This is a genomic window from Sinobaca sp. TMA16-18 (genome assembly GCF_059510535.1).
In genome coordinates this window covers 92,841-114,685 of the sequence record NZ_JCAKFM010000005.1, presented here as the reverse complement: position 1 = coordinate 114,685, position 21,845 = coordinate 92,841, and the positions used below count along the sequence as shown (strand labels likewise).

The 21,845-nt window shown below is 45.7% G+C and carries 24 protein-coding genes; 1 reads left to right on the top strand and 23 read right to left on the bottom strand.

Translation table 11 applies throughout. The features are described 5' to 3' along the window. Positions 1-72: 72 nt before the first annotated feature. From murA to prfA, 19 genes are all read right to left on the bottom strand, one after another. Positions 73-1,392: a UDP-N-acetylglucosamine 1-carboxyvinyltransferase gene (murA, locus tag AC5W14_RS10895; RefSeq protein WP_496057889.1), complete on the bottom strand. Its 1,320-nt coding sequence runs from the start codon at positions 1,390-1,392 to the stop codon at positions 73-75. 179 nt (positions 1,393-1,571) lie between these two features. Continuing rightward, positions 1,572-1,799, bottom strand: coding sequence for a DUF1146 family protein (locus AC5W14_RS10890; RefSeq protein ID WP_496057890.1), 228 nt, complete (start codon positions 1,797-1,799; stop codon positions 1,572-1,574). A 413-nt stretch (positions 1,800-2,212) separates the two neighbouring features. Continuing rightward, positions 2,213-2,617, bottom strand: a complete 405-nt coding sequence (locus AC5W14_RS10885) for a F0F1 ATP synthase subunit epsilon (protein WP_496194387.1) — start codon at positions 2,615-2,617, stop codon at positions 2,213-2,215. 31 nt (positions 2,618-2,648) lie between these two features. Continuing rightward, entirely contained in the window at positions 2,649-4,061 is a 1,413-nt protein-coding gene (atpD, locus tag AC5W14_RS10880) for a F0F1 ATP synthase subunit beta (RefSeq protein WP_496057892.1), read from the bottom strand. A gap of 33 nt (positions 4,062-4,094) precedes the next feature. Continuing rightward, complete coding sequence (gene atpG / locus AC5W14_RS10875; RefSeq protein ID WP_496057893.1) at positions 4,095-4,955, bottom strand: ATP synthase F1 subunit gamma; 861 nt, start codon at positions 4,953-4,955, stop codon at positions 4,095-4,097. Between the two features lie 40 nt (positions 4,956-4,995). Further along, positions 4,996-6,504 carry a F0F1 ATP synthase subunit alpha gene (atpA, locus tag AC5W14_RS10870; RefSeq protein WP_496057894.1) on the bottom strand — a complete coding sequence of 503 codons (1,509 nt, stop codon included), beginning with the start codon at positions 6,502-6,504 and terminating at the stop codon, positions 4,996-4,998. 11 nt (positions 6,505-6,515) lie between these two features. Continuing rightward, positions 6,516-7,067 carry a F0F1 ATP synthase subunit delta gene (locus tag AC5W14_RS10865; protein WP_496057895.1) on the bottom strand — a complete coding sequence of 184 codons (552 nt, stop codon included), beginning with the start codon at positions 7,065-7,067 and terminating at the stop codon, positions 6,516-6,518. Beyond that, on the bottom strand, positions 7,064-7,555 hold the full coding sequence (gene atpF / locus AC5W14_RS10860) for a F0F1 ATP synthase subunit B (protein ID WP_496057896.1): 492 nt from the start codon (positions 7,553-7,555) through the stop codon (positions 7,064-7,066). The genes AC5W14_RS10865 and atpF overlap by 4 nt, the downstream gene beginning before the upstream one ends. 94 nt (positions 7,556-7,649) lie before the next feature. After that, positions 7,650-7,862 carry a F0F1 ATP synthase subunit C gene (gene atpE, locus AC5W14_RS10855; RefSeq protein ID WP_496057897.1) on the bottom strand — a complete coding sequence of 71 codons (213 nt, stop codon included), beginning with the start codon at positions 7,860-7,862 and terminating at the stop codon, positions 7,650-7,652. 60 nt (positions 7,863-7,922) lie between these two features. After that, positions 7,923-8,651: a F0F1 ATP synthase subunit A gene (gene atpB, locus AC5W14_RS10850; RefSeq protein ID WP_496057898.1), complete on the bottom strand. Its 729-nt coding sequence runs from the start codon at positions 8,649-8,651 to the stop codon at positions 7,923-7,925. A gap of 51 nt (positions 8,652-8,702) precedes the next feature. Further along, the gene (locus AC5W14_RS10845; protein ID WP_496057899.1) at positions 8,703-9,074 is read right to left on the bottom strand and encodes an ATP synthase subunit I; all 372 of its coding nucleotides are present in this window, start codon (positions 9,072-9,074) and stop codon (positions 8,703-8,705) included. Positions 9,075-9,500: 426 nt separating this feature from the next. Next, on the bottom strand, positions 9,501-10,130 hold the full coding sequence (upp, locus tag AC5W14_RS10840) for a uracil phosphoribosyltransferase (protein ID WP_496057900.1): 630 nt from the start codon (positions 10,128-10,130) through the stop codon (positions 9,501-9,503). 210 nt (positions 10,131-10,340) lie between these two features. Beyond that, on the bottom strand, positions 10,341-11,585 hold the full coding sequence (glyA, locus tag AC5W14_RS10835) for a serine hydroxymethyltransferase (protein ID WP_496194386.1): 1,245 nt from the start codon (positions 11,583-11,585) through the stop codon (positions 10,341-10,343). Between the two features lie 135 nt (positions 11,586-11,720). Continuing rightward, entirely contained in the window at positions 11,721-12,272 is a 552-nt protein-coding gene (locus AC5W14_RS10830) for a TIGR01440 family protein (protein ID WP_496057902.1), read from the bottom strand. 14 nt (positions 12,273-12,286) lie between these two features. Continuing rightward, a complete protein-coding gene (rpiB, locus tag AC5W14_RS10825) occupies positions 12,287-12,724 on the bottom strand; it encodes a ribose 5-phosphate isomerase B (protein ID WP_496057903.1) in 438 nt (145 codons plus the stop codon). Positions 12,725-12,750: 26 nt separating this feature from the next. Continuing rightward, positions 12,751-13,194 (bottom strand): low molecular weight protein arginine phosphatase, encoded by a 444-nt coding sequence (locus AC5W14_RS10820; RefSeq protein ID WP_496194385.1) that lies wholly within the window; start codon positions 13,192-13,194, stop codon positions 12,751-12,753. Between the two features lie 90 nt (positions 13,195-13,284). Then, positions 13,285-14,328, bottom strand: coding sequence for an L-threonylcarbamoyladenylate synthase (locus AC5W14_RS10815; protein WP_496194384.1), 1,044 nt, complete (start codon positions 14,326-14,328; stop codon positions 13,285-13,287). Positions 14,329-14,454: 126 nt separating this feature from the next. Beyond that, entirely contained in the window at positions 14,455-15,312 is an 858-nt protein-coding gene (prmC, locus tag AC5W14_RS10810) for a peptide chain release factor N(5)-glutamine methyltransferase (RefSeq protein ID WP_496194383.1), read from the bottom strand. Further along, on the bottom strand, positions 15,312-16,385 hold the full coding sequence (gene prfA, locus AC5W14_RS10805; protein ID WP_496057907.1) for a peptide chain release factor 1: 1,074 nt from the start codon (positions 16,383-16,385) through the stop codon (positions 15,312-15,314). The genes prmC and prfA overlap by 1 nt, the downstream gene beginning before the upstream one ends. Positions 16,386-16,565: 180 nt before the next feature. On the opposite strand from prfA, the gene AC5W14_RS10800 reads away from it, so the two are divergent. Next, the gene (locus AC5W14_RS10800) at positions 16,566-17,903 is read left to right on the top strand and encodes an FAD-dependent oxidoreductase (RefSeq protein ID WP_496194382.1); all 1,338 of its coding nucleotides are present in this window, start codon (positions 16,566-16,568) and stop codon (positions 17,901-17,903) included. 122 nt (positions 17,904-18,025) lie between these two features. On the opposite strand, the gene AC5W14_RS10795 is transcribed toward AC5W14_RS10800, so the two are convergent. From AC5W14_RS10795 to glpX, 4 genes are all read right to left on the bottom strand, one after another. Beyond that, the gene (locus AC5W14_RS10795) at positions 18,026-18,646 is read right to left on the bottom strand and encodes a thymidine kinase (RefSeq protein WP_496194381.1); all 621 of its coding nucleotides are present in this window, start codon (positions 18,644-18,646) and stop codon (positions 18,026-18,028) included. A 219-nt stretch (positions 18,647-18,865) separates the two neighbouring features. After that, positions 18,866-19,108: a type B 50S ribosomal protein L31 gene (locus AC5W14_RS10790; RefSeq protein ID WP_496057910.1), complete on the bottom strand. Its 243-nt coding sequence runs from the start codon at positions 19,106-19,108 to the stop codon at positions 18,866-18,868. 108 nt (positions 19,109-19,216) lie between these two features. Next, positions 19,217-20,506, bottom strand: coding sequence for a transcription termination factor Rho (gene rho, locus AC5W14_RS10785; protein WP_496194380.1), 1,290 nt, complete (start codon positions 20,504-20,506; stop codon positions 19,217-19,219). A 348-nt stretch (positions 20,507-20,854) separates the two neighbouring features. Further along, positions 20,855-21,820 carry a class II fructose-bisphosphatase gene (gene glpX, locus AC5W14_RS10780; protein WP_496057912.1) on the bottom strand — a complete coding sequence of 322 codons (966 nt, stop codon included), beginning with the start codon at positions 21,818-21,820 and terminating at the stop codon, positions 20,855-20,857. Between the last annotated feature and the right edge of the window lie 25 nt (positions 21,821-21,845).

Sequence of the window (21,845 nt, the reverse complement as noted above, 5' to 3'; positions counted from 1 at the left end):
TGTGTACTTTTTTTATCCATTTTTTTAAAATAAAAAGCCCGACGCGTGAGCGCCGGGCCTGGTCTTTACATATTAACGGTTTTGTACGGAACGAAGTACTGTGTTTTCTTCTACTTCTTCCCCTTTGCTTTCTTCTATGCTGACACGTGTAACGTTGGCTCCAAGTGCCTGCAGCTTCTGATGGAAATCTACGTAGCCTCTGTCCAGGTGACGAAGTTCCGTTACAGATGTTTCTCCTTCTGCCACTAAACCGGCAAGAACAAGAGCGGCACCTGCACGAAGGTCTGTTGCTGCTACTTCGGCGCCGATTAAGTGAGCCGGGCCTGTAACAACAGCTGTTCTTCCTTCTGTCTTAATATCAGCATTCATGCGGCGGAATTCTTCTGCATGCATGAAGCGATTTTCAAAGACTGTTTCCGTGATAACAGCCGTACCGTGCGCCTGTGTAAGAAGAGCCATAAACTGGGCCTGCATGTCTGTTGGGAAACCAGGATGCGGCAATGTTTTGATATCAGCCGGACGAAGCATATCAGGACCTTTTACGAGCATGCCATTATCTTCATCTTCAATAATAACGCCCATTTCTCTCATTTTCGCTACGAGAGGACGAAGGTGCTCATGAAGCGCGCCTTCTACAAAAACTTCTCCTCCTGTAATAGCTGCGGCGATCATAAATGTACCTGCTTCAATACGGTCTGGAATAATAGTGTGAACCGCACCATGCATGCTTTCTACACCTTCAATGCGGATAGTGCCGGTGCCTGCACCGCGTACTTTTCCACCCATCGCATTAATGTAATTGGCAAGGTCTACAATTTCCGGCTCTTCTGCTACGTTTTCCAGAATTGTCGTTCCTTCTGCAAGAGCCGCTGCCATCATAATGTTTTCCGTTGCGCCTACGCTTGGGAAATCCATGTATATACGGGCTCCCTTTAGACGCCCTTCCACTTTGGCTTCAATATAGCCGTTGCCGATTTCTACAATAGCACCCATCGCTTCAAAGCCTTTCAGGTGCTGGTCAATAGGACGCGATCCGATCGCGCATCCGCCTGGAAGCGCAATATGAGCAAGTCCTTTTCTTGCAAGCATTGGGCCCATAACAAGAAAGGATGCTCTCATTTTACGTACATATTCAAACGGGGCTTCCGTTCCGATCGATCCGCTTGCGTCTGCTGTAAAGATTCCATCTTTATAATCAATTCGTGCGTCAATATGGGAAAGGACGCTCTTCATTGTATATACATCGGCTAAAGGCGGTACCTCATAGATCGTGCTTTTTCCTGTTTCTGCAAGCAGAGATGCTGCAATAACAGGTAGAACGGCATTTTTCGCTCCTTCTACTTTCACTGATCCTTTTAAGCGTTTTCCACCTCGTACTAGAATTTTTTCCACCATTTTTCCCTCCACTATTTAATACATCATTATTAAACATTATTATTCTCAATTGATTATCTAAGGTTAGTTACGGTGACGATTGCCAGTTATGCTGCATCGAGCATGGTTCCACCTAATATAGTCGGCAGCATGCAGCAAAGGTTACAGATTTATTGCTTTTTCTTGAAATTTTCGTTTTAAAGCAGGTTTCTTAACATGAAAGAGCCTTGCAGGTATTCCATGAAAAACGAACTGACAAGATAACTGATAGCTATTGTGACGAATACATAAAGCAATTTAGCTCTTAAGCCTTCGGGATCTCTCAAAAAGACATCAAAACGAAAGGCCTGCAGGGTCCACCATACTACTATCAGAAAAAAGATGTTAACGAGTATATGTAAAATTGCTTCCTGACCGGCTTCCATTCGAAAAAACTCCTTACTTGAGGACGGTACAATCCGCACACTATCATAAGCTATATGCAGACATAAAAGAAGGGTCAAAATTCCTAGTCCCAGAATAGCTTACCCAGTCTTTCCTTTCCCTTTTCAGCATAAACATAAAACATCACGTGGTTTTTTACATATTTTTTTAAAATTCAGGACAAAAGTTGTGCAAAAAATGAAAAAGTTAAATATTTCCTTACCTAATGTACCACATTTACAGAAATAGTAAATACAATATAACATGTTTTTTAAATTATCTTTACAAAAAGATTACAACAATAGAAAGAAAATTACAAATATAGAAATGAATTGCTTAATTCATAAGGTTTCTCCAAAAAGAAAACGTATAAAAATAAAAAATGGTTCACTGTTTGGACACAGTGAACCATTTTTTATTTTTGTTTTGCTACTTCAAGCCTGGTATTGGCACGCTTTAGAGCAAGCTGTGCCCGCTTGATATCAATTTCTTCCTGTTTAGCACGGTTTAGTCGCTCTTCCGCTCTTTCTTTTGCCGTCTGCGCACGACCTTTGTCTATTTCTTCCGGGCGCTCTGCTGACTCGGCTAATATAGTCACCTTATCAGGACGCACTTCTACAAAGCCGCCGCTGACCGCTACAAGATCTGTGCCCGCATTTGTTTTCACCCGCACAGGGCTTGTTTCCAGGGGCGCAACTAAAGGAATATGGCCTGGCAGTATACCGAGTTCTCCCGTAGTGGAACGTACACTGACCAGGTCTGCTTCTCCCTCATAAACTGTGCCGTCAGGAGTAACGATACTAAGTTTGGTAGTAGACATCATTTATCCTCCTTCACAGCAGCCTCAATTATTAAGACGATGCTTTTACTTTATCCAGCACAGCTTCAATTGGACCTACTAGACGAAACGCATCTTCAGGCACGTCATCATGTTTTCCATCCAGAATTTCACGGAATCCTCTGATGGTGTCTTTCACCTGGACATAAGATCCTGTCTGGCCGGTAAACTGTTCTGCTACGTGGAAGTTCTGGGATAGGAAGAACTGGACACGTCTTGCGCGGTGCACAATAAGTTTATCTTCTTCCGAGAGCTCATCCATACCCAGGATAGCAATGATATCCTGCAGTTCTTTATACTTCTGAAGCGTCTGCTGAACTTCCTGAGCCACTTGATAATGCTCTTCTCCAACAATTTCCGGAGAAAGAGCACGGGACGTGGAAGCAAGCGGATCCACAGCCGGATAAATACCCTGCTCTGTTAATTTACGCTCCAGGTTTGTTGTTGCATCTAAGTGGGCAAATGTTGTAGCCGGTGCCGGGTCAGTATAGTCATCGGCCGGTACATAAATCGCCTGGATCGACGTTACGGAACCAGTTTTAGTTGAAGTGATACGTTCCTGCAGCTGGCCCATTTCTGTTGCCAGGGTCGGCTGGTAACCAACCGCTGAAGGCATACGTCCCAACAGGGCGGATACTTCAGAACCTGCCTGGGTAAAGCGGTAGATATTATCGATAAAGAGCAGAACGTCTGCCCCTTCCTTATCACGGAAGTGCTCTGCCATAGTCAAACCTGTCAAGGCTACACGCATACGTGCACCAGGCGGCTCGTTCATTTGACCGAATACCATGGCGGTCTTTTTAATAACGCCGGATTCGGTCATTTCAAAGTAAAGGTCATTTCCTTCACGCGTACGCTCGCCAACACCGGCAAATACAGAAATACCGCCGTGCTCCTGCGCGATGTTGTTGATAAGCTCCTGGATTAGAACCGTTTTACCAACACCAGCGCCTCCGAAAAGACCGATCTTTCCACCCTTAACGTATGGTGCCAGCAGGTCAACTACTTTAATGCCGGTTTCAAGAATCTCTGCCTGCGTGGATAGTTCATCAAACTTAGGAGGAAGTCTGTGAATCGGGCTTTTTACAGCGCCTTCATCCAGCTTTTCATCTAAGTCAATGGTATCTCCAAGTACATTAAATACACGGCCCAGCGTTTGTTCACCGACAGGCACGGAAATAGGTCCGCCGGTATTTACTACTTCTGTTCCCCGTACGAGTCCATCTGTAGAACCCATGGAAATGGTGCGAACCGCGTCATCGCCAAGGTGAAGTGCTACTTCAAGAGTTACATGCACCTCGGATGTTCCTTCAGCCGTACTTGACTGCGATATAGTCAGTGCGTTATTCAACTCAGGAAGGTGGCCGCTTGGAAATCTTACATCCACAACCGGTCCCATAATCTGAGTAATATGTCCGTTGTTCATTCATTTCCCTCCTCACTGTTACTTTAAAGGCTTTTATTCAAGAGCTGCAGCGCCGCCGACAATTTCGGTAATTTCCTGCGTAACTGCGGCCTGTCTTGCACGGTTGTAGATAATGGTCTGATCATCGATGATGCCGGTTGCGTTATCCGTTGCTGAGCTCATCGCTGTCATTCGGGCACCGAACTCACTTGCTTTCGCATCAAGCAATGCACCATAAATCAGGCTTTCTGCATACTGAGGCAGAAGCTGTTCCAGTATTGCCCCCTCGGAAGGCTCATATTCATAGGATTGGTTACTTTTATCTTCTTCTGCTAAATTAGTAAGCGGAAGAATTTTTTTCTCCGTAACGTCCTGTTGAATTGGGTTCACGAAATGGTTGTACCAGATGTTGAGCTCATCTATTTCCTGATCTTTGTACATATCTACAGCAAGTCTTGTGATATTTTTGATATCTTCGAAACTTGGCTGATCAGAAAGACCGGTTACTTCCTCAAAAATGGTAACCTCTTTTCGTTTAAGAAGATCTCTCCCGATTCTGCCGATAACGATTACTCCGTACTCTTCTTTCGAAGCGTGACGCTCTTCCACTGTCTGTATGAAATTTCTGAACAGGCTGGCATTATAACCGCCTGCCAGTCCCTGATCGGAAAATATCATAATATACGCTGTTTTTTTAACCGGTCGTTCTTCAAGCATAGGATGGGTTATATCCGTATTACTCGCGGCAATACTTGCCACTACCTCTTTTATCTTTCTGGTATACGGCTCATAGGACTGGGAATGCCGCTGAGCGCGGTTCAGTTTTGAAGCCGATACCATCTGCATTGCTTTAGTGATCTGTTTCGTTTTTTTCACCGAATTAATTCGGTTTTTAATGTCACGTAAAGAGGCCATACTATCTCACCACCTTCTTCTTTAGGGTGATTATCTTATATTACTTTGTAGGGTTGAATGTACGCTTGAATCCTTCGATCGCACGGTTAAAAGCTTCTTTTTCAGGAAGGTTTCCTGTTTCACGGATTCCGTCAAGAAGAGCTTTTTCTTCTGCATCGAGGTAGCCCATAAGCTCTGATTCAAAACGCTGAATATCTACTACAGGAACATCATCAAGATAACCCTGGGTCAGAGCATAAATAATCGCTACCTGCTTTTCTACGCGAAGCGGCTTATTCAAGTCCTGCTTAAGCATTTCTACGGTACGTGCACCACGGTTTAACTTCGCCTGGGTGGCTTCATCAAGATCTGAACCAAACTGGGAGAACGCTTCGAGCTCCCGGAATGCTGCAAGATCAAGACGGAGGGTACCGGCTACTTTTTTCATTGCTTTAATCTGGGCGGAACCACCTACACGGGATACGGAGATACCCGGGTTAACAGCGGGACGAACACCGGAATAAAACAGGTCGGACTGAAGGAAAATCTGTCCGTCTGTGATAGAAATAACGTTGGTTGGAATATAAGAGGATACGTCGCCGGCCTGTGTTTCAACGAACGGCAGTGCCGTCATTGAACCGGAGCCTTTCGCATCACTTAATTTTGCGGAACGTTCCAGTAAACGGGAATGAATATAGAATACATCACCAGGGAATGCCTCACGGCCCGGCGGACGGCGAAGAAGCAGTGAAAGTTCACGGTAGGCTGCTGCCTGCTTGGTCAAGTCGTCAAATACGACAAGAACATGCTTTCCGTTATACATGAATTCTTCACCCATGGATACGCCGGCATATGGTGCCAGGTAAAGAAGCGGAGCGGGATCAGAAGCACCTGCGTTTACAATAATAGTATAATCAAGCGCGCCTTTCTGGCGAAGCGTTTCCACTACGTTTGCAACAGTTGATTCCTTCTGGCCGATTGCTACATAAATACAAATAATGTCTTCATCTTTTTGGTTGATGATCGTATCAATTGCAATAGATGTCTTACCGATCTGACGGTCACCGATGATAAGCTCACGCTGACCGCGTCCGATAGGAATCATGGAGTCAATTGCTTTAATTCCCGTCTGAAGCGGCTCATGTACGGATTTTCTATCCATAACACCTGGTGCCGGGCTTTCAATCGGACGTGTTTTAGTGGTGCCGATAGCACCGTTTCCATCCAAAGGCTGTCCAAGCGGGTTTACTACGCGTCCAAGAATTTCTTCACCTACAGGAACTTCCATGATGCGTCCTGTACGTTTTACTTCATCTCCTTCACGAATGTCGGAGTAAGGTCCTAAAATAATAATACCGATATTGTTTTCTTCCAGGTTCTGGGCCATGCCCATTACTCCCGTAGAAAACTCCAGCAGTTCACCGGCCATTGCGTTTTCAAGGCCGTGGGCGCGGGCGATACCATCACCAATTTGAATGACAGTACCAACTTCGCTTGCCTGGACGTCGGATTCAAATCCTTCAATCTGCTGCTTAATGAGAGAGCTTATCTCATCTGGTCTGATGCTCATTGTGTTCCCCCCTATCTAAGGTCTTTTCCGGAAATCAGCTGATGTTCCAGACGATTTAGTTGATTTCTTACGCTTCCATCAAAGATTGTATCCCCAATGCGTATTTTCATACCGCCGATAAGAGATGAATCAATGATGTTTTCAATAAATATGGTGTCTTTTCCGACTCTTTTTGCAAATACTTCTGAAATTCTCGTTTTTTCCAGCTCGCTTAAAGGCTTTACCGTATATACTTTCGCATAGCCGCGCTTTTGCTGGTCATCTGCTAGTTTTTTATACTGGTCAGCGATAAGTACGATCGAATCGATGCGTCTTCTTTTTAACAAAAGCTGCAGGGTACTGCGGATCATATCGTTCGCTGAAAGAAAAGCTTCCTCTATAGAAGCTGTCTTCTTTTCCTGCGTAATTCTGGGATTTTCCAGAAAATCTACATATGCAGCGTTCTGAACAAAGGTTTCTTTCACTATTTGAAGCTCATTATTAATTTCTTCAAGCATTCCTTTTTCACTGGCTAGTTCAAATAAGGCTACGGCGTATCTTCTTGCTGCTGCTGGATTGCTCATAGGTTTCCGCCTGCCTCTTGAAGATATTCTTCAATAAGCTTTTCCTGCTCCGCCTCATCGAGTTCCTTCTCGATAATTTTCGTTGCAATCATGACAGAAAGCGTAGCTACCTGCTCTCTTAATTCTGCCACAGCCTGTTCTTTTTCGCTTTGGATCTGAATGAGGGCATTTTCTTTCACCTGTTCGGATTCTTTACGGGACTGTTCTACAATATCCCGGCCCTGCTGTTCTCCTGTTTTCTTGGCTGATTCTATAATGGACTGTGCCTCTTCACGGGCACGATCTATTTCAAGCTTCTGCTGTTCTAAATACTTTTCTGATTCCAGACGGTTGTTTTCCGCTGCATCAATATCGCTGGCTACCTTTTCTTCCCGTTCCTGCATCATGTTCATCATCGGTCCCCATGCAAACTTCCGGAGAAGAAGGAGAAGGATAGTGAACGTGACTATTGCGAATAACGGATCCGCTAACGTTAGTGTTTCTGGCATTTCTTTCACTCCTTTCTACATTTTTACAAAAGGAATGGCGAAGCATCGGTTGAAGGACTTCGCCATTTTATTCCGGCATGCATATTTCCGCCGTTTATTGACCCATTAAGAGAAAGGCAATGACTATCGCGATGATTGGAAGTGCCTCAACGAGTGCCACACCGATAAACATAAGCGTCTGTAATGTACCTTTTAATTCCGGCTGACGAGCTACACCGTCAATTGTTCCACGTACGATCTGTGATACACCAAAACCTGCACCTAGTGCGGCTAGTCCTGCCGCGATTCCTGCTGCTAAAGCTCCCATAATAAAAATCCTCCTAGTATTGTAATTTATATAAAATCTGCTGTTTCTGATATTGAACTTCTAGTGTTCTTCCTCAACTTTATGAGCCAGATACACCATGGTAAGCATTAAGAAAACAAAAGCCTGAATGCCTCCTATAAACAAGCTGAACGCCTGCCAGGCAATCATCGGCACACTTGCACCAAGCGCACCCAGTACACTGGCTCCACCTGCCGCGGCAAGCATTGTAAGCAGGATTTCCTTTGCATACAAGTTACCGAAAAGCCGCATTCCCAATGTGATAGTGTTTGTAAACTCTTCCAGCACTTTAAATGGGAATAAGAAAGGAATCGGCCGGAAGAAATCCTTCACGTATTCTTTTCCGCCCCTAAGTCTAATGCCGTAATAGTGGCAGATAAAAAGTACCATAATAGCAAAAGTCATCGTAATAATTGGATCTGCTGTAGGTGACCTCCACCAGACGGTGTGCGTTTCTTCTGTAAAGAGCATAAAAGGAACACCCAGAAGATTAGCTACTAATATAAATAAGAAAATAGTAATTCCTAATCCAAAAAACCGTTCGCCGGTTTTCCAGCTCATTGTGTTGGAAATAATATTTTTAATAAAATCAATAAGCCATTCAAACACATTCTGCATTCCTGTCGGTTTCATTTTTATTGACCGCGCGCTGACCATTCCTATAATAAGTACGATAACTGCCGCTACTGCCAGCATAAGAATATTCGACAGGTTCGCATGAAAACCCGGAATGCCAAACACATCGTAGGCTATCGGAAATTCGTGATCCATGGTTAAATTCACCCCTTTTCCTATAGTTTAGCAAGTGACTGTGTTACCCCATCAATCGGACGAAAAAGCAAAAAATACTAAAGAAAAAAGAATGATAAGGTATGGAGTCATTAAACCAACTGCCAGCGGCACTATACCGAAGTATTCCGGAAACTGCAGAAACAGCAGGGCGATGATGATGCCGGATGCTATTCTGGCAGGCATCCTTAACGCAAACGCCACTTTGTTCGAACGTTCAAAATCAGTGGCCGCCTGCGTATCACGATACATGCTCCATAAATTAAACAATCCCAGCAGAGATCCAGTAGCCAGGCTCAAGAAAAACAGGCTGTGTGACGTCAGTGCTGCGCATACTGCGTAGATAAAAATGACTGCTACACTCAGCATAAAATAGCGCTTGTACATTTCCTGAAAGGAAGACATCTGACCTTCTCCTTCTTTTTTTCAGCAGACGGACTAGTCCGTCACCCCGAATCAAAGCATTAAGATACTGCCGTCCTAAGCTTCATAGACTTTCTGTGACAAGAAGACTGTCTGCACGAATGGTATTCCTATGTATAACTGCTTAGGAAGGTTCAAAGGAGAAGCTTAAGCATTTGCTTAACTAGATCCTGATTTGAACTCATCTGTTCATGAACATGAAAACCCTATCATATATCCTTTGTAATCGTACAATAGGGAGAGTTTTCTGTCAATCCATAATGAGGAAAAAAACCTTGCAATATAAGGGTTTGAGCGCTCTTGGCAAATGTGACTATTAGATGACAATTTGATTGTAAATTTACTGTTACACGCATATTGTTTTTTTGAAATAAAAAACCGTGTCTTCATTCGACACGGTTTCCATAATTATTTTGTTCCAAACAGACGGTCTCCGGCATCACCAAGACCCGGAACAATATATCCTTTTTCATTCAGCTTCTCGTCAAGGGCTCCCAGGTATATTTCCACTTCCGGATGGGCTTCCTGCACGGCCGCCACTCCTTCAGGGGCTGCAACAAGGCACATAAGCTTCATGTTCTTGGCCCCGCGCTTTTTCAGGCTGTTTAACGCTTCAACAGCAGATCCTCCAGTAGCAAGCATAGGATCGATAACGATAAACTCACGTTCTGCTACGTCGCTTGGAAGCTTTACGTAATATTCAATCGGCTTCAACGTTTTAGGATCACGATACAATCCAACGTGCCCTACTTTTGCCGCAGGAATAAGAGATAGAATTCCGTCGGACATTCCAAGGCCTGCTCTTAAAATAGGAACAATACCCAGCTTTTTACCGGCAAGCGTATGTCCTTTTGCCGGGCCGACCGGCGTTTCCACCGTTACTTCCTGCAGCTGAAGGTCTCTAGTAATTTCAAAGGCCATCAGCATGGAAACTTCTTCTACTAATTCCCTGAATTCTTTCGTTCCTGTGGATACATCGCGGATAAATGTTAATTTATGCTGAATTAATGGATGATCTAAAACGTGTACTTTTGACATACATGCAGCTCCTCTTTTATATAATCGAATGAATATCGGTCACCTGTACTAAACGTTTCAATGTGCGCACACTTCTTTTGAAATTCTACCGAATAATTCCCCTTCAATCAAGGTTTCCGGGAAAATAGCAATGATTCAGACAAATAAAGCCTCTATTTTCATAAAAAAACCGCAGCCTGCACCAGGCCGCGGTTCTCAAATAATCAAATGTTACAGGTTCGGATACATTGGGAATTTAGCCGTCAATTGATCTACTCGATCAGCTGCTTCCTTCAGTTTATCGTCATTTTCTGTATTTTTCAGAACAAGAGCGATGATTTTTCCGAGCTCATCCATCTCTGTTTCTTTGAATCCTCTCGTAGTTACAGCAGAAGTACCTAAACGGATTCCGCTTGTTACAAACGGCTTTTCCGGATCGTACGGAATCGCATTTTTGTTTGTAGTCAAACCGGCTTCGTCCAGCGCCTTTTCAGCTACTTTACCGGTGATGCCGATCTTGCGGAGATCCAAAAGAAGAAGGTGATTGTCCGTTCCGCCGGACACAAGATCAATGCCTTCGTTTACAAGGGATTCTCCCAAACGAACCGCATTGACAATAATCTGCTTGGAATAGTCAACGAATTCAGGCTCAAGTGCTTCGCCGAAAGCTACTGCCTTGGCTGCAATAACGTGCATAAGCGGGCCGCCCTGCATACCCGGGAAGACCGTTTTGTCGATTTTTTTAGCAAAGCGCTCTTCGCAGAGAATAAGTCCGCCGCGTGGACCGCGGAGTGTCTTGTGCGTAGTGGTTGTTACAAAATGGGCATGCGGAACCGGGTTTTGATGCTGTCCTGCTGCAACCAGGCCTGCAATGTGTGCCATATCAACCATCAGGTAGGCACCGACTTCATCTGCAATTTCACGGAATTTTTTAAAGTCTATTTCACGCGGGTAGGCGCTTGCTCCAGCTACAATCAGCTTGGGCTTATGCTCTAATGCCGCTTTTCTAACTTCTTCATAATCAATTACCTGTTTATCTTCTGTTACACCATACTCCACAAAGTTATACTGAATGCCGCTGAAGTTTACCGGGCTTCCGTGGGTTAAGTGACCGCCATGGGATAAATTCATGCCAAGCACCGTATCGCCATGCTCTAATATAGTAAAGTATACGGCCATATTAGCCTGGGCACCGGAGTGCGGCTGTACGTTTGCATGCTCTGCTTTAAAAATCTGTTTCGCGCGGTCGCGTGCAAGATCTTCTACCGTATCCACGTGCTCGCATCCACCGTAGAACCTTTTGCCGGGATAACCTTCTGCGTATTTATTCGTCAGGACAGATCCCTGTGCTTCCATTACCGCTTCGCTTGTAAAGTTTTCTGAAGCAATCAGCTCAATCTTGTCGCGCTGGCGCTGCAGTTCTTTTTCCATTGCTTCAAATACTGCGGCATCTTTTTTCTTTACTGTTTCTAACATTTGTAGTGCTCCCTTCTCTCTCAATCCTTTTATTATTCGTGATTTAGCTGTTTTTCTGAATATCCGAAGCTATTATAACATTTCAAATCGTCTATTTCCGTATTTTATGAATAAAATATTAAAAAATATTAAGTTTTACTCCGCAGAATATTTGGCGCGTTCTCCCCCAATTAACTTAGGTCTGGAGACGGCCATTGTAACATGGGCAGAACCAATGGCATCAATTGACGTTCTAACGGGCACAGCCACATGCTTCATATGCATACCGATAAATGTATCACCAATGTCAATTCCCGCATCTGCCTGGATATGCTCTACTACTACCGGGTCCTTCATTTTCCGATAGGCCCTGGAAGCCATTGCTCCTCCGGCACGCGGATGGGGAACGGCGTTTACAGGCTCCAACTGCAGCCACTCCGCTGTCTCCCGTTCTACTGTAACGGCCCTGTTAATATGCTCGCATCCTTGAAAGGCCAGGTGCACGCCTGTTTTGTCCCGAAAAGACGCAAACTCCTGAAACAGGTCCTCTGCTACTTCTTCCGATCCGGCGGAGCCGATGTTTTTGCCGATCACTTCGCTCGTGCTCGCTCCAATAATCAGCACATGCCGGTGATCAAGAGCTTTCTTCTGGTACAAAGCATCTAAAAATACAGGGAGAGATTCTCTCCAATGCGCTGTGTTCTTCATGCTTTTCACCTCATTTATTTTTCAATAGCTGATACTTTATCGATCCGCTTTTTGTGTCTGCCGCCTTCAAAATCCGTATCAAGCCAGGTTTCTGCAATTTCAAGCGCAACTCCCGGTCCGATAACTCTTTCTCCCATAGCGAGCACATTGCTGTCGTTATGCGCCCGTGTTGCTTTTGCACTGAACAAGTCATGAACGAGCGCGCAGCGGATGCCTTTGACTTTATTGGCGGCGATTGACATACCGATACCTGTGCCACAGATCAAAATTCCCCGGTCCGCTTCTCCTGCTGCTACTTTTTCAGCTACAGGAACAGCATAGTCCGCGTAATCGACTGAATCTGCGCAGTCGCACCCTACGTCATCTACATCTATTCCTTTTTCAGCAAGCATTGTTTTAATTTCCTCTTTTAAATTGTATCCACCATGATCTGAACCAATTGCTACCTTCATTCCAGCACTCTCCTCATATATGTTTGTTACAAGCTCTTTATTTTTGGTAAAGCATGATCCATCAGACGCTCAATTTCCGCAGCAGTCTGCCTGTACACTTCCGTTTCTGCGCCGATCGGATCGATAATGTCCCGACCCTTATCATCGATGGCAAATTCATGGAGAGTGTATATTTTGTCCGCCGCATAAGGATACATCGAAACAGACATCTGCTTATGGGATACGGTCATCGTGAGAATGATATCGGCCCAGTCCACCATACTTTTTGTTAAAAGGCTGGACGTTTGCTCGTAGGGAATATTCTTTTCTTTTAATACTTCCATCGTTTCCTGCGACGGCGGAACACCATCTGCTGCATATACCCCGGCAGATTTCACTTCAATCTCTTCATCATTTTTATGAAGCAGCATCGCTTCTGCCAAAGGGCTTCTGCACGTATTGCCTGTACATACAAATAAGACATGCTTCATTACGCAGCCATTCCTTTCTGCTAATCTTTCACATAAAGCTTCCTTCTATTTTATCATAGATTCTTTTTGTCTCGTATCTTCCCGGCTTTATTACTCCGCTTCAGCTCCGGCTGCTTTTCTAAGCCTGTTCATCAGTGCGGCTCCCATATCCGTTTCTTCAAATACAGGGCAGAAAAGAACATCCAGCTGATGTTCGTCCGCTTCTCTCAGTGCGCTGTAAAGCCTCGAGGAAAATACGGATGGTGTATGAAACGACCCCATATCCAGACAGAAATCAGCCTCCGCTGCCAGGTCATGGTAGCTTTCACTTCCCGCCAATACTCCTGTTTTCTTTCCCTGTTTTCGAGCGCGTCGGACTTCATGTATTATTTGGGCGTTTTCTATTAAAAAAAGAGGAGTCTCTGGAGCGTAGTGGCGGTATTTAGTTCCCGGAGACTTAGGTGCTTCCCCGCTGCCGCCTGTCTCATTTTTTACCGGCGTGTTTGGAAGCAGCTTTTCCATTTGTTCTTTCGTAATCCCGCCCGGACGCAGAATCCAGCACACCCCGTCTTTGTATTCCACTACCGTTGATTCCAGGCCGTATCCCGTCTCTCCTCCATCCAGTATCCCTGCAATTTTATGGTCAAGATCAAACATTACGTGGGACGCTTTTGTCGGGCTTGGCTTGCCGGATAAATTAGCACTTGGGGCCGCAAGCGCTTTTCCCGACGCTTTTATTAATGCCAGTGCCACGGGATGGTCCGGCATACGGACAGCAAGTGTCTTTAACCCAGCTGTTACGTTAGAGGCAACAGGAAAGCTGCCATGCAGGACGATCGTGAGCGGTCCCGGCCAAAATGCTTCCATCAACCGACGCTCCACCGCGTGCGTTTCCACATGTAAGTTATCCAGATGTGGATAATCTGCAATGTGGACAATAAGCGGGTTATCCCCAGGTCTTCCCTTCGCAGCAAATATTTTGTTAACTGCTTCGCTTCCGGAAGCATCTGCACCAAGCCCATACACTGTCTCAGTAGGGAAAGCCACTACTTCTCCTCTTTTAATATAGTCAGCAGCTTCCAGAATGGAAGGATCTTCCTGCAATGATTTTTTCGACTTATCCACAGTCCATATCTTTGTATGTGTATAACTCAATTGTTTCCCCTCTTTTCCATGTAAAGAAAATAGTTGATTTCTACGGTTTTTGTTAGTGTTTTTTTTAAATAAAAAAGTTATCCACAGTAATATCTTAATAAGTGGATAACTGCTTGTATATAACTTTTACTTTTTTTCTACAAAAATCATGCGATCTCGTTTATTGATATCCTGTTTCAGCCAGACGTGATCTTCCGGAAAAGCCTTCTTAAAGATGGCCAGCGCTTCTTTTCCCTGATCCATGCCAATCTCAAACGCTGCGATCCCGGGACGCTTCAGGAGAGCAGGAATATCTTCCGCCATCTGTCTGTAACAGAAAAGCCCATCGGCATCCTCACCGACAAGTGCCGTTCTCGGCTCATGGATTTTCACGATATCGTCCAGCTCCTCCCACTGGTCCTGCGGGATATAAGGAGGATTGGAGACAATGACATCAAATAGGCGCCCCTCAAGTGGACGGGCCAGATCCCCCTGGATAAACTCCACGGCGGCACCCAGCATGCGGGCATTTTGTTCTGCTTTCTGAAGGGCCCCGGCCATTAAGTCTGTAGCTGTCATTTCAATATGGTCTGCTTCCAGCGCAATTGTCACCGCAAGCGCTCCGCTCCCTGTCCCGATATCCACTCCGCGGCGGACTTCTCCCGGCATCTGTCTGCCGAGCCATTGAATAACTTCATAAGCCAGCTCTTCGGTTTCCGGCCTTGGAATCAGTACATGTTCATTAACAGAAAACATTCTGCCGTAAAAAGCACCTTCTCCTGTAATATGCTGCACCGGTACCCCCGAAGCATGCGTTTTTACATCCGTCTGGAATGCGTCCCAAACTTCTTTTGTAAGCCGTTCGCCCCGGTCAAGATGAAGCGAGGTCTGATCTGTATTTACTCTGTACGCAAGCAGCCATACTGCCGCCTGCGGCTCCCGTCCGTGTTCACCTAAAAAAGAAGAAGCCCAGTTAAGGGCCTCATATACGTAAGGTATGTTCATTATCTTTCGCTTGCTCTTTCCATCATTTCTGCCTGTTCTTCTACTACAAGCGGATCAATAATTTCATCCAGCTCGCCGGCCAGAATCTGGTCCAGCTTTTGAAGCGTTAAGCCGATACGATGATCGGTGACTCTGCTTTGTGGAAAATTATACGTACGGATACGCTCGGAACGATCCCCTGTACCCACGGCTGACTTTCTCGTTTCATCATACTCTGCCTGCGCTTCACGCTGATACTTATCATAAATGCGGGCACGCAGCACTTTCATTGCTTTTTCTTTGTTTTTAATCTGCGACTTTTCATCCTGACAGGAAACTACCACGCCGGTAGGCTCATGCGTTAAACGAACGGCGGACATGGTTGTGTTAACACTCTGGCCGCCGGGGCCGCTTGAGGTGAATGTATCCACGCGGATGTCTTTGTCGTGGATATCGACTTCCACTTCCTCCGCCTCTGCCAGAATGGCTACAGTAGCGGTTGACGTATGAATACGACCGCCGGATTCAGTGCTCGGGACTCTTTGGACACGGTGTGCCCCATTTTCATATTTCAGCCTGGAATACGCACCGCTTCCGTTTACGATGAAAATAATCTCTTTGTATCCACCGACATCACTGGAGCTTGATTCAATTATTTCTGTTTTCCAGTTCATTTTTTCCGCATAGCGGGAATACATTTTAAATAAATCCCCGGCAAACAAAGCAGCCTCATCGCCGCCCGCTGCTCCGCGGATTTCCACAATAACGTTTTTATCGTCATTTGGATCTTTCGGAAGAAGCATCACATGGAGTTTTTCTTCGATTGCTGTTTGTCTTTCCGAGAGCTCATCGATTTCCACCTTTACCATTTCTTCCATTTCTTTGTCCAGCGCTTCCTGCTGCATGGATTTGGCTTCCTTTAACTCTTCCGTAACTGTTTTGTATTCTCTATATACTTCCACTGTTTTGGAAAGATCGGCCTGCTCTTTTGAATACTCTCTTAGTTTCTTCGTATCGCTGATAACGTCCGGATCACTGAGTAACTCGTTTAAATGATTATACCTGTCCTCTACCGTTTGTAATCGATCTATCACAAACTTCACCTCTTTATACTATTGCATAACATTCTAATTATAGTATACGCCATATCAGCAGTCAAAGCACCCTTCATTCCGATATTCAGACAGGCGCCTTTCTTGTTTTTTTCATTATCAGAAAGGGAATAGACAATAATATTATGTCCTTTATTAACGAAGAAAGCAGGCGATGCAACGATGAAATATGTCATTATTGGCGGCGATGCGGCCGGAATGAGCGCAGCGATGCAGCTTGTCCGCAACACAAAACAAGCGGAAATCACCACCCTGGAGCAGGGCACTATCTATTCTTATGCCCAGTGCGGCCTTCCTTACATAGTCGGCGGAGTCGTTTCACGCACAGAAGATCTGATCGCAAGAAAAGTGGAGACGTTTCGGAATAAATACGGAATTGATGCCCGGATTCTGCACCATGTAACAAAAGTCGACGCTGCACAGAAAACGGTTTCCGGCACCGACCTTTCCAGCGGGGATCCCTTTACAGTGTCCTATGACAAACTTCTTGTCGCCTCCGGCGGCAGTCCTTCGGTTCCAGACTGGCCGGGAACGGATAAAGAAGGTGTCCACACTGTCAAAACAATTCCTGACATCGAAAAGATTGCCAAGGAACTTCCGGACGTGCAGGAAACTATTATTATCGGCGGCGGCTATATCGGACTGGAAATGGCGGAGAATTTTATTAGAAACGGCCAGAACGTCCGCATTATTCAACGGGACAGCCGTCTGGCATCAATGTTTGATCCCGATATGGGGAATATGATCATAGAGGAAGCAGAAAAGCATGGGGTGACGCTTCATTTGGAGGAAAATGTCACTTCCATCAATGGCGGAAACCGCGTTACTTCTATTTCCACAGAAACCGGCACCTATCCGGCTGACCTTGTTATTGTAGCGACCGGCCTGTCGCCAAACACTGATTTTCTGCAGGGCACCGGCGTTGACCTTCTGGACAATGGCGCAGTCGTCATTAATAAACACATGGAAACCAGCGTAGACAGTATCTATGCCGCCGGAGACTGCGCGGTTCAATTCCACCGCATGAAACAAAAAAACGATTATATTCCACTTGGCACCCACGCCAATAAGCAGGGACGTCTGGCCGGCCTTAACATGGGAGGAATCTCCAAAACATTTAAAGGCATTACCGGCACTTCCATCCTGCAGTTTTTTGATTTAACGCTGGCTAAAACCGGACTGTCCGAAGCAGAAGCCCGGGAAGAAAATATAGTATTCGGCACAGCGGTGAGCACGTCTTTCCATATCGCCGGATACTTTCCGGAGCATAAAAAGCTGACGATTAAACTTTTATACCAAGAAGAGTCCCGACAACTTATCGGGGCCCAGGTGATCGGAGAAGCCGGTGTGGATAAACGCATTGATGTTCTTGCCACCGCTATGTACTACGGAGCAGGGATTGATGAATTAGAAGACCTTGATTTATCCTATGCTCCCCCCTACAACGGAGTCTGGGACCCTATCCAGCAGACAGCTCGCCGGGCAAAGACCGGACGCTGAGCCTGCCGGCTTCTATTTATTCACCAAAAAGCCCCTTTCAACTGAAAGAGGCTTTTTCTTTTTATACACATGTTTCTATACCCGGAAGTTTCACGATATGTACACCGCAGCAAAAAGACATTCTACTCGGCCGCAGAGGCTTCCATAACGGCTTTAAGCCGGTCCGGACGACCGGGAACATCATGACAGTGCCGGCAGCGGGGTTCATATGACTCATCCGCCCCTACTAATATAATCGCATCGTCATAGTGCGCCGGCCTTCCATCAATCAGGCGCTGCGTTCTCGAAGCAGGAGAGCTGCATTTCGGACAGACCGCCTGCAGTTTGGTTACATCTTCTGCCAGGGCCATCAGTTCTTGAATCGCCCCAAACGGCTCTCCGCGGAAGTCCTGATCCAGACCGGCGACTACTACTTGAATGCCTTTATTGGCAAGCTCTTCGGTTACCGCTACAATATTCATATCAAAAAACTGCACTTCATCTACGGCTACCATGTGAGCATCTTCTTCTACTTCATTTAAAATATCCAGGGAATGGACAACAGATTTAGACCATACTTTTGATCCGTTGTGCGATACGACTTCTTCTTCGCTGTACCGGTTATCCAAAGCAGGCTTAAATACAACAACATTTAAGCTGCCGTAAGAGGCTCTTCTAATCCGGCGGATCAGTTCTTCTGATTTTCCGGAAAACATGCTTCCGCAGATCAGCTCCACCCAGCCTTCTTTTCTCATTATATGCATTTTGCCACTCCTTATGCTTCATCCGCTTCATGCAGTTTGGTGTTCATTCTATGTAAAAGTATACTATATTTTTGTGTGTATTCGGAGGCTCTCTTTCGTAAAAACTGGAAATCTCAGTCACTGTTCTGCCTCATTTCAGCCAGAGGCGCCGCAGCGGGCTTCTTTTAGGCCAAATAAAAAAACAGGCAAGCGGCGTTCCCTTGCCTGTTTCTATTTGTCTTACATGTTGTATTTCTTTTTAAATTTATCGATACGTCCGCCGGCATCAGCAAGCTTTTGCTTACCAGTGTAGAACGGATGAGAATCAGCACTGATTTCTACTTTCAATAGTGGGTAAGTGTTGCCATCTTCCCATTCTACTGTTTCAGCAGAACCCTTAGTAGAGCCGCTCAAAAACTTAAAGCCTGTGCTCGTGTCCATAAATACTACCTTTTGGTAATTTGGATGAATTTCCTGTTTCATTAATTTCACTCCCTTTGCCCTAATTCTATTCGAATCAGAATTTGTAATCACACATAACGAGATTATAACAAGCCCAGCCTATTTTTTCAATGTAAAAATGAAATACTTTTATCTTCTTGCTGGAGCCGGCCTTGCTTTTGTCTTCGCTTTATCCTTTTCCATTTCTTCAAAAAACTCATCGTTCGTTTTTGTCTGCTTCATTCTGCGGATAAAAAGATCCACAAAGTCAGGAGAATCATTCATCGTTTTACGGATCGCCCATAAGTTTTCAAGCTGCTCTTTTGAGGTAAGCAGTTCTTCTTTTCTGGTACTGGAACGGCGGATATCGATTGCCGGGAAAATTCTCCGCTCTGCCAGCTTACGGTCCAGATGAAGCTCCATGTTGCCGGTGCCTTTAAACTCTTCATAGATGACGTCGTCCATCCGCGAACCGGTTTCCACCAGGGCGGTAGCCAGTATCGTCAGACTGCCGCCTTCTTCAATATTTCTTGCCGCTCCAAAGAAACGCTTAGGGCGGTGAAAGGCAGCCGGGTCAATACCACCGGACAGCGTGCGCCCACTCGGCGGGATCACAAGGTTATACGCTCTTGCCAGACGCGTAATGCTGTCCATTAGAATAATAACGTCTTTTTTGTGCTCTACGAGCCTCATCGCCCGTTCAAGCACAAGCTCGGTTACTTTAATATGATTTTCCGGAACTTCGTCGAACGTAGAGCTGGCAATATCTCCTTTAACGGAGCGCTCGATGTCTGTTACTTCCTCCGGACGCTCATCAATTAGCAGCACGATCAATTCTGCTTCCGGATGGTTTTCTGTGATGCTGTTGGCTATTTCTTTAAGCAGGGAGGTTTTTCCTGCTTTAGGAGGCGCGACAATAAGTCCTCTCTGCCCAAACCCTACCGGTGTAATTAAATCAATAATCCGGGAGGAAATACGGTTGGGCGCATTTTCCATATGAATGCGGCGGTCCGGGTATAAAGCAGTCAGAGCAGGGAAATGCGGACGCTCTTTTGAACTTTCCGGGTTTTCGCCGTTGACGGCTTCGACCTGCAGCAGGCCGTGGTACCTTTCGGAATCTTTCGGCGGCCTTACTTTTCCAGAGACTTTATCTCCATTTCTCAGCTCAAACCGGCGGATCTGCGAAGCGGAAATATAAATATCCTCCGAGCTCGGCAGGAAATTGATAGGACGTAGAAATCCGTATCCTTCCGTCGTAATAATTTCGAGGACACCTTCCATAAACATGAGGCCGTCTTTTTCAGCACGTCCTTTTAGAATCGCAAAAATAAGCTCTCTTTTAGTCAGCTTGCTGTAATAAGAAACATTATATTCTTTTGCTAAACGATATAATTCTTTAAGCGTCATATTTTCCAACCCTGCTAAATTAATACTACTCAACGATGGTCACCACTTTTCTTCCGCATGCGTCCATTCTGGGGCATGCGGCTATGTTTGTATTTTTATGTTTTAACTGCTGTGTTTTACTTGAGAGATGGTGTAAGCAGCCGGAGATAGAAGACCTGCCCTGTAGGTGGAGGCAGCGGCTGTTCATTGACGGGAGAGTCTGGGAAGGAGCGGATCGCTTTCCGCTTTGCTTGCTCAAGGATTCTTATTAATTGTAACGGGGATGATCTCTGCATGCAATCATAAATCATTACTTTTCGTATGAAAGTTGTCTGCTGTATACAGGGAAACCCTAAATAAAAAAGAGCAGGAGGGCATGTCCTCCTGCTCTCTGGATTCATTTCAGCGGAACACGAAATCCGGTTTTTTCTTCACATTATGGCTGCCGTCTACAAAGCGTACGGTGCCCGACCTGGCACGCATAACCAATGACTGCGTCGTCGCCTTCGGTCCTTTGTAGCGGACGCCTTTTAACAGTTCGCCATCTGTTACTCCGGTGGCCGCAAAGATCGCATCGTCGCCTCCGACAAGATCATCCATGTAAAATACTTTATTTACATCTTCAATCCCCATTCTTTTACAGCGTTCCAGTTCGGAATTGTCCTGTGGCAGCAGAATGCCCTGATGCTCGCCGCCCAGGCACTTGAGTCCTACGGCGGCAATAACGCCCTCCGGCGCCCCTCCGGAGCCAAGCAGAATATCAACGCCTGTTTCATCAAACGCTGTATTTATGGCGGCCGCCACATCTCCATCCGGAATAAGCTTGATGCGCGCTCCCGTATCGCGGACTTCCTGGATCAGACGGGAATGCCGGTCGCGGTGAAGCATAGTAACGACTACGTCTTCCACGTCTTTGCCTTTAGCTTTTGCCACCGCTCTTAAATTATCAATAACCGGGGCTTTAATATCCACCATTCCAACAGATTCAGGACCTACAGCCAGTTTTTCCATATACATATCCGGAGCATGGAGAAGTTTTTCATGGTCGGCAATGGCCAGAACAGCAATCGCGTTCCACACACCGCTTGCTACAATGTTGGTTCCTTCCAATGGATCCACCGCAACGTCTACACGGGGACCAAATCCGGTTCCGAGTTTTTCACCGATATAGAGCATCGGTGCTTCGTCCATTTCCCCTTCGCCGATCACTACAGTGCCTTTCATTGGGATCGTATCGAACACATCGCGCATTGCACTAGTTGCTGCCTCATCTGCTTCTACTTTTTTGCCTCTGCCCATCCAGCGGGCTGAAGATAGTGCAGCAGCTTCTGTCACTCGTACCAGTTCCATTGATAGACTTCTTTCCATGATAGTGTCCTCCTTTAAGTGGATT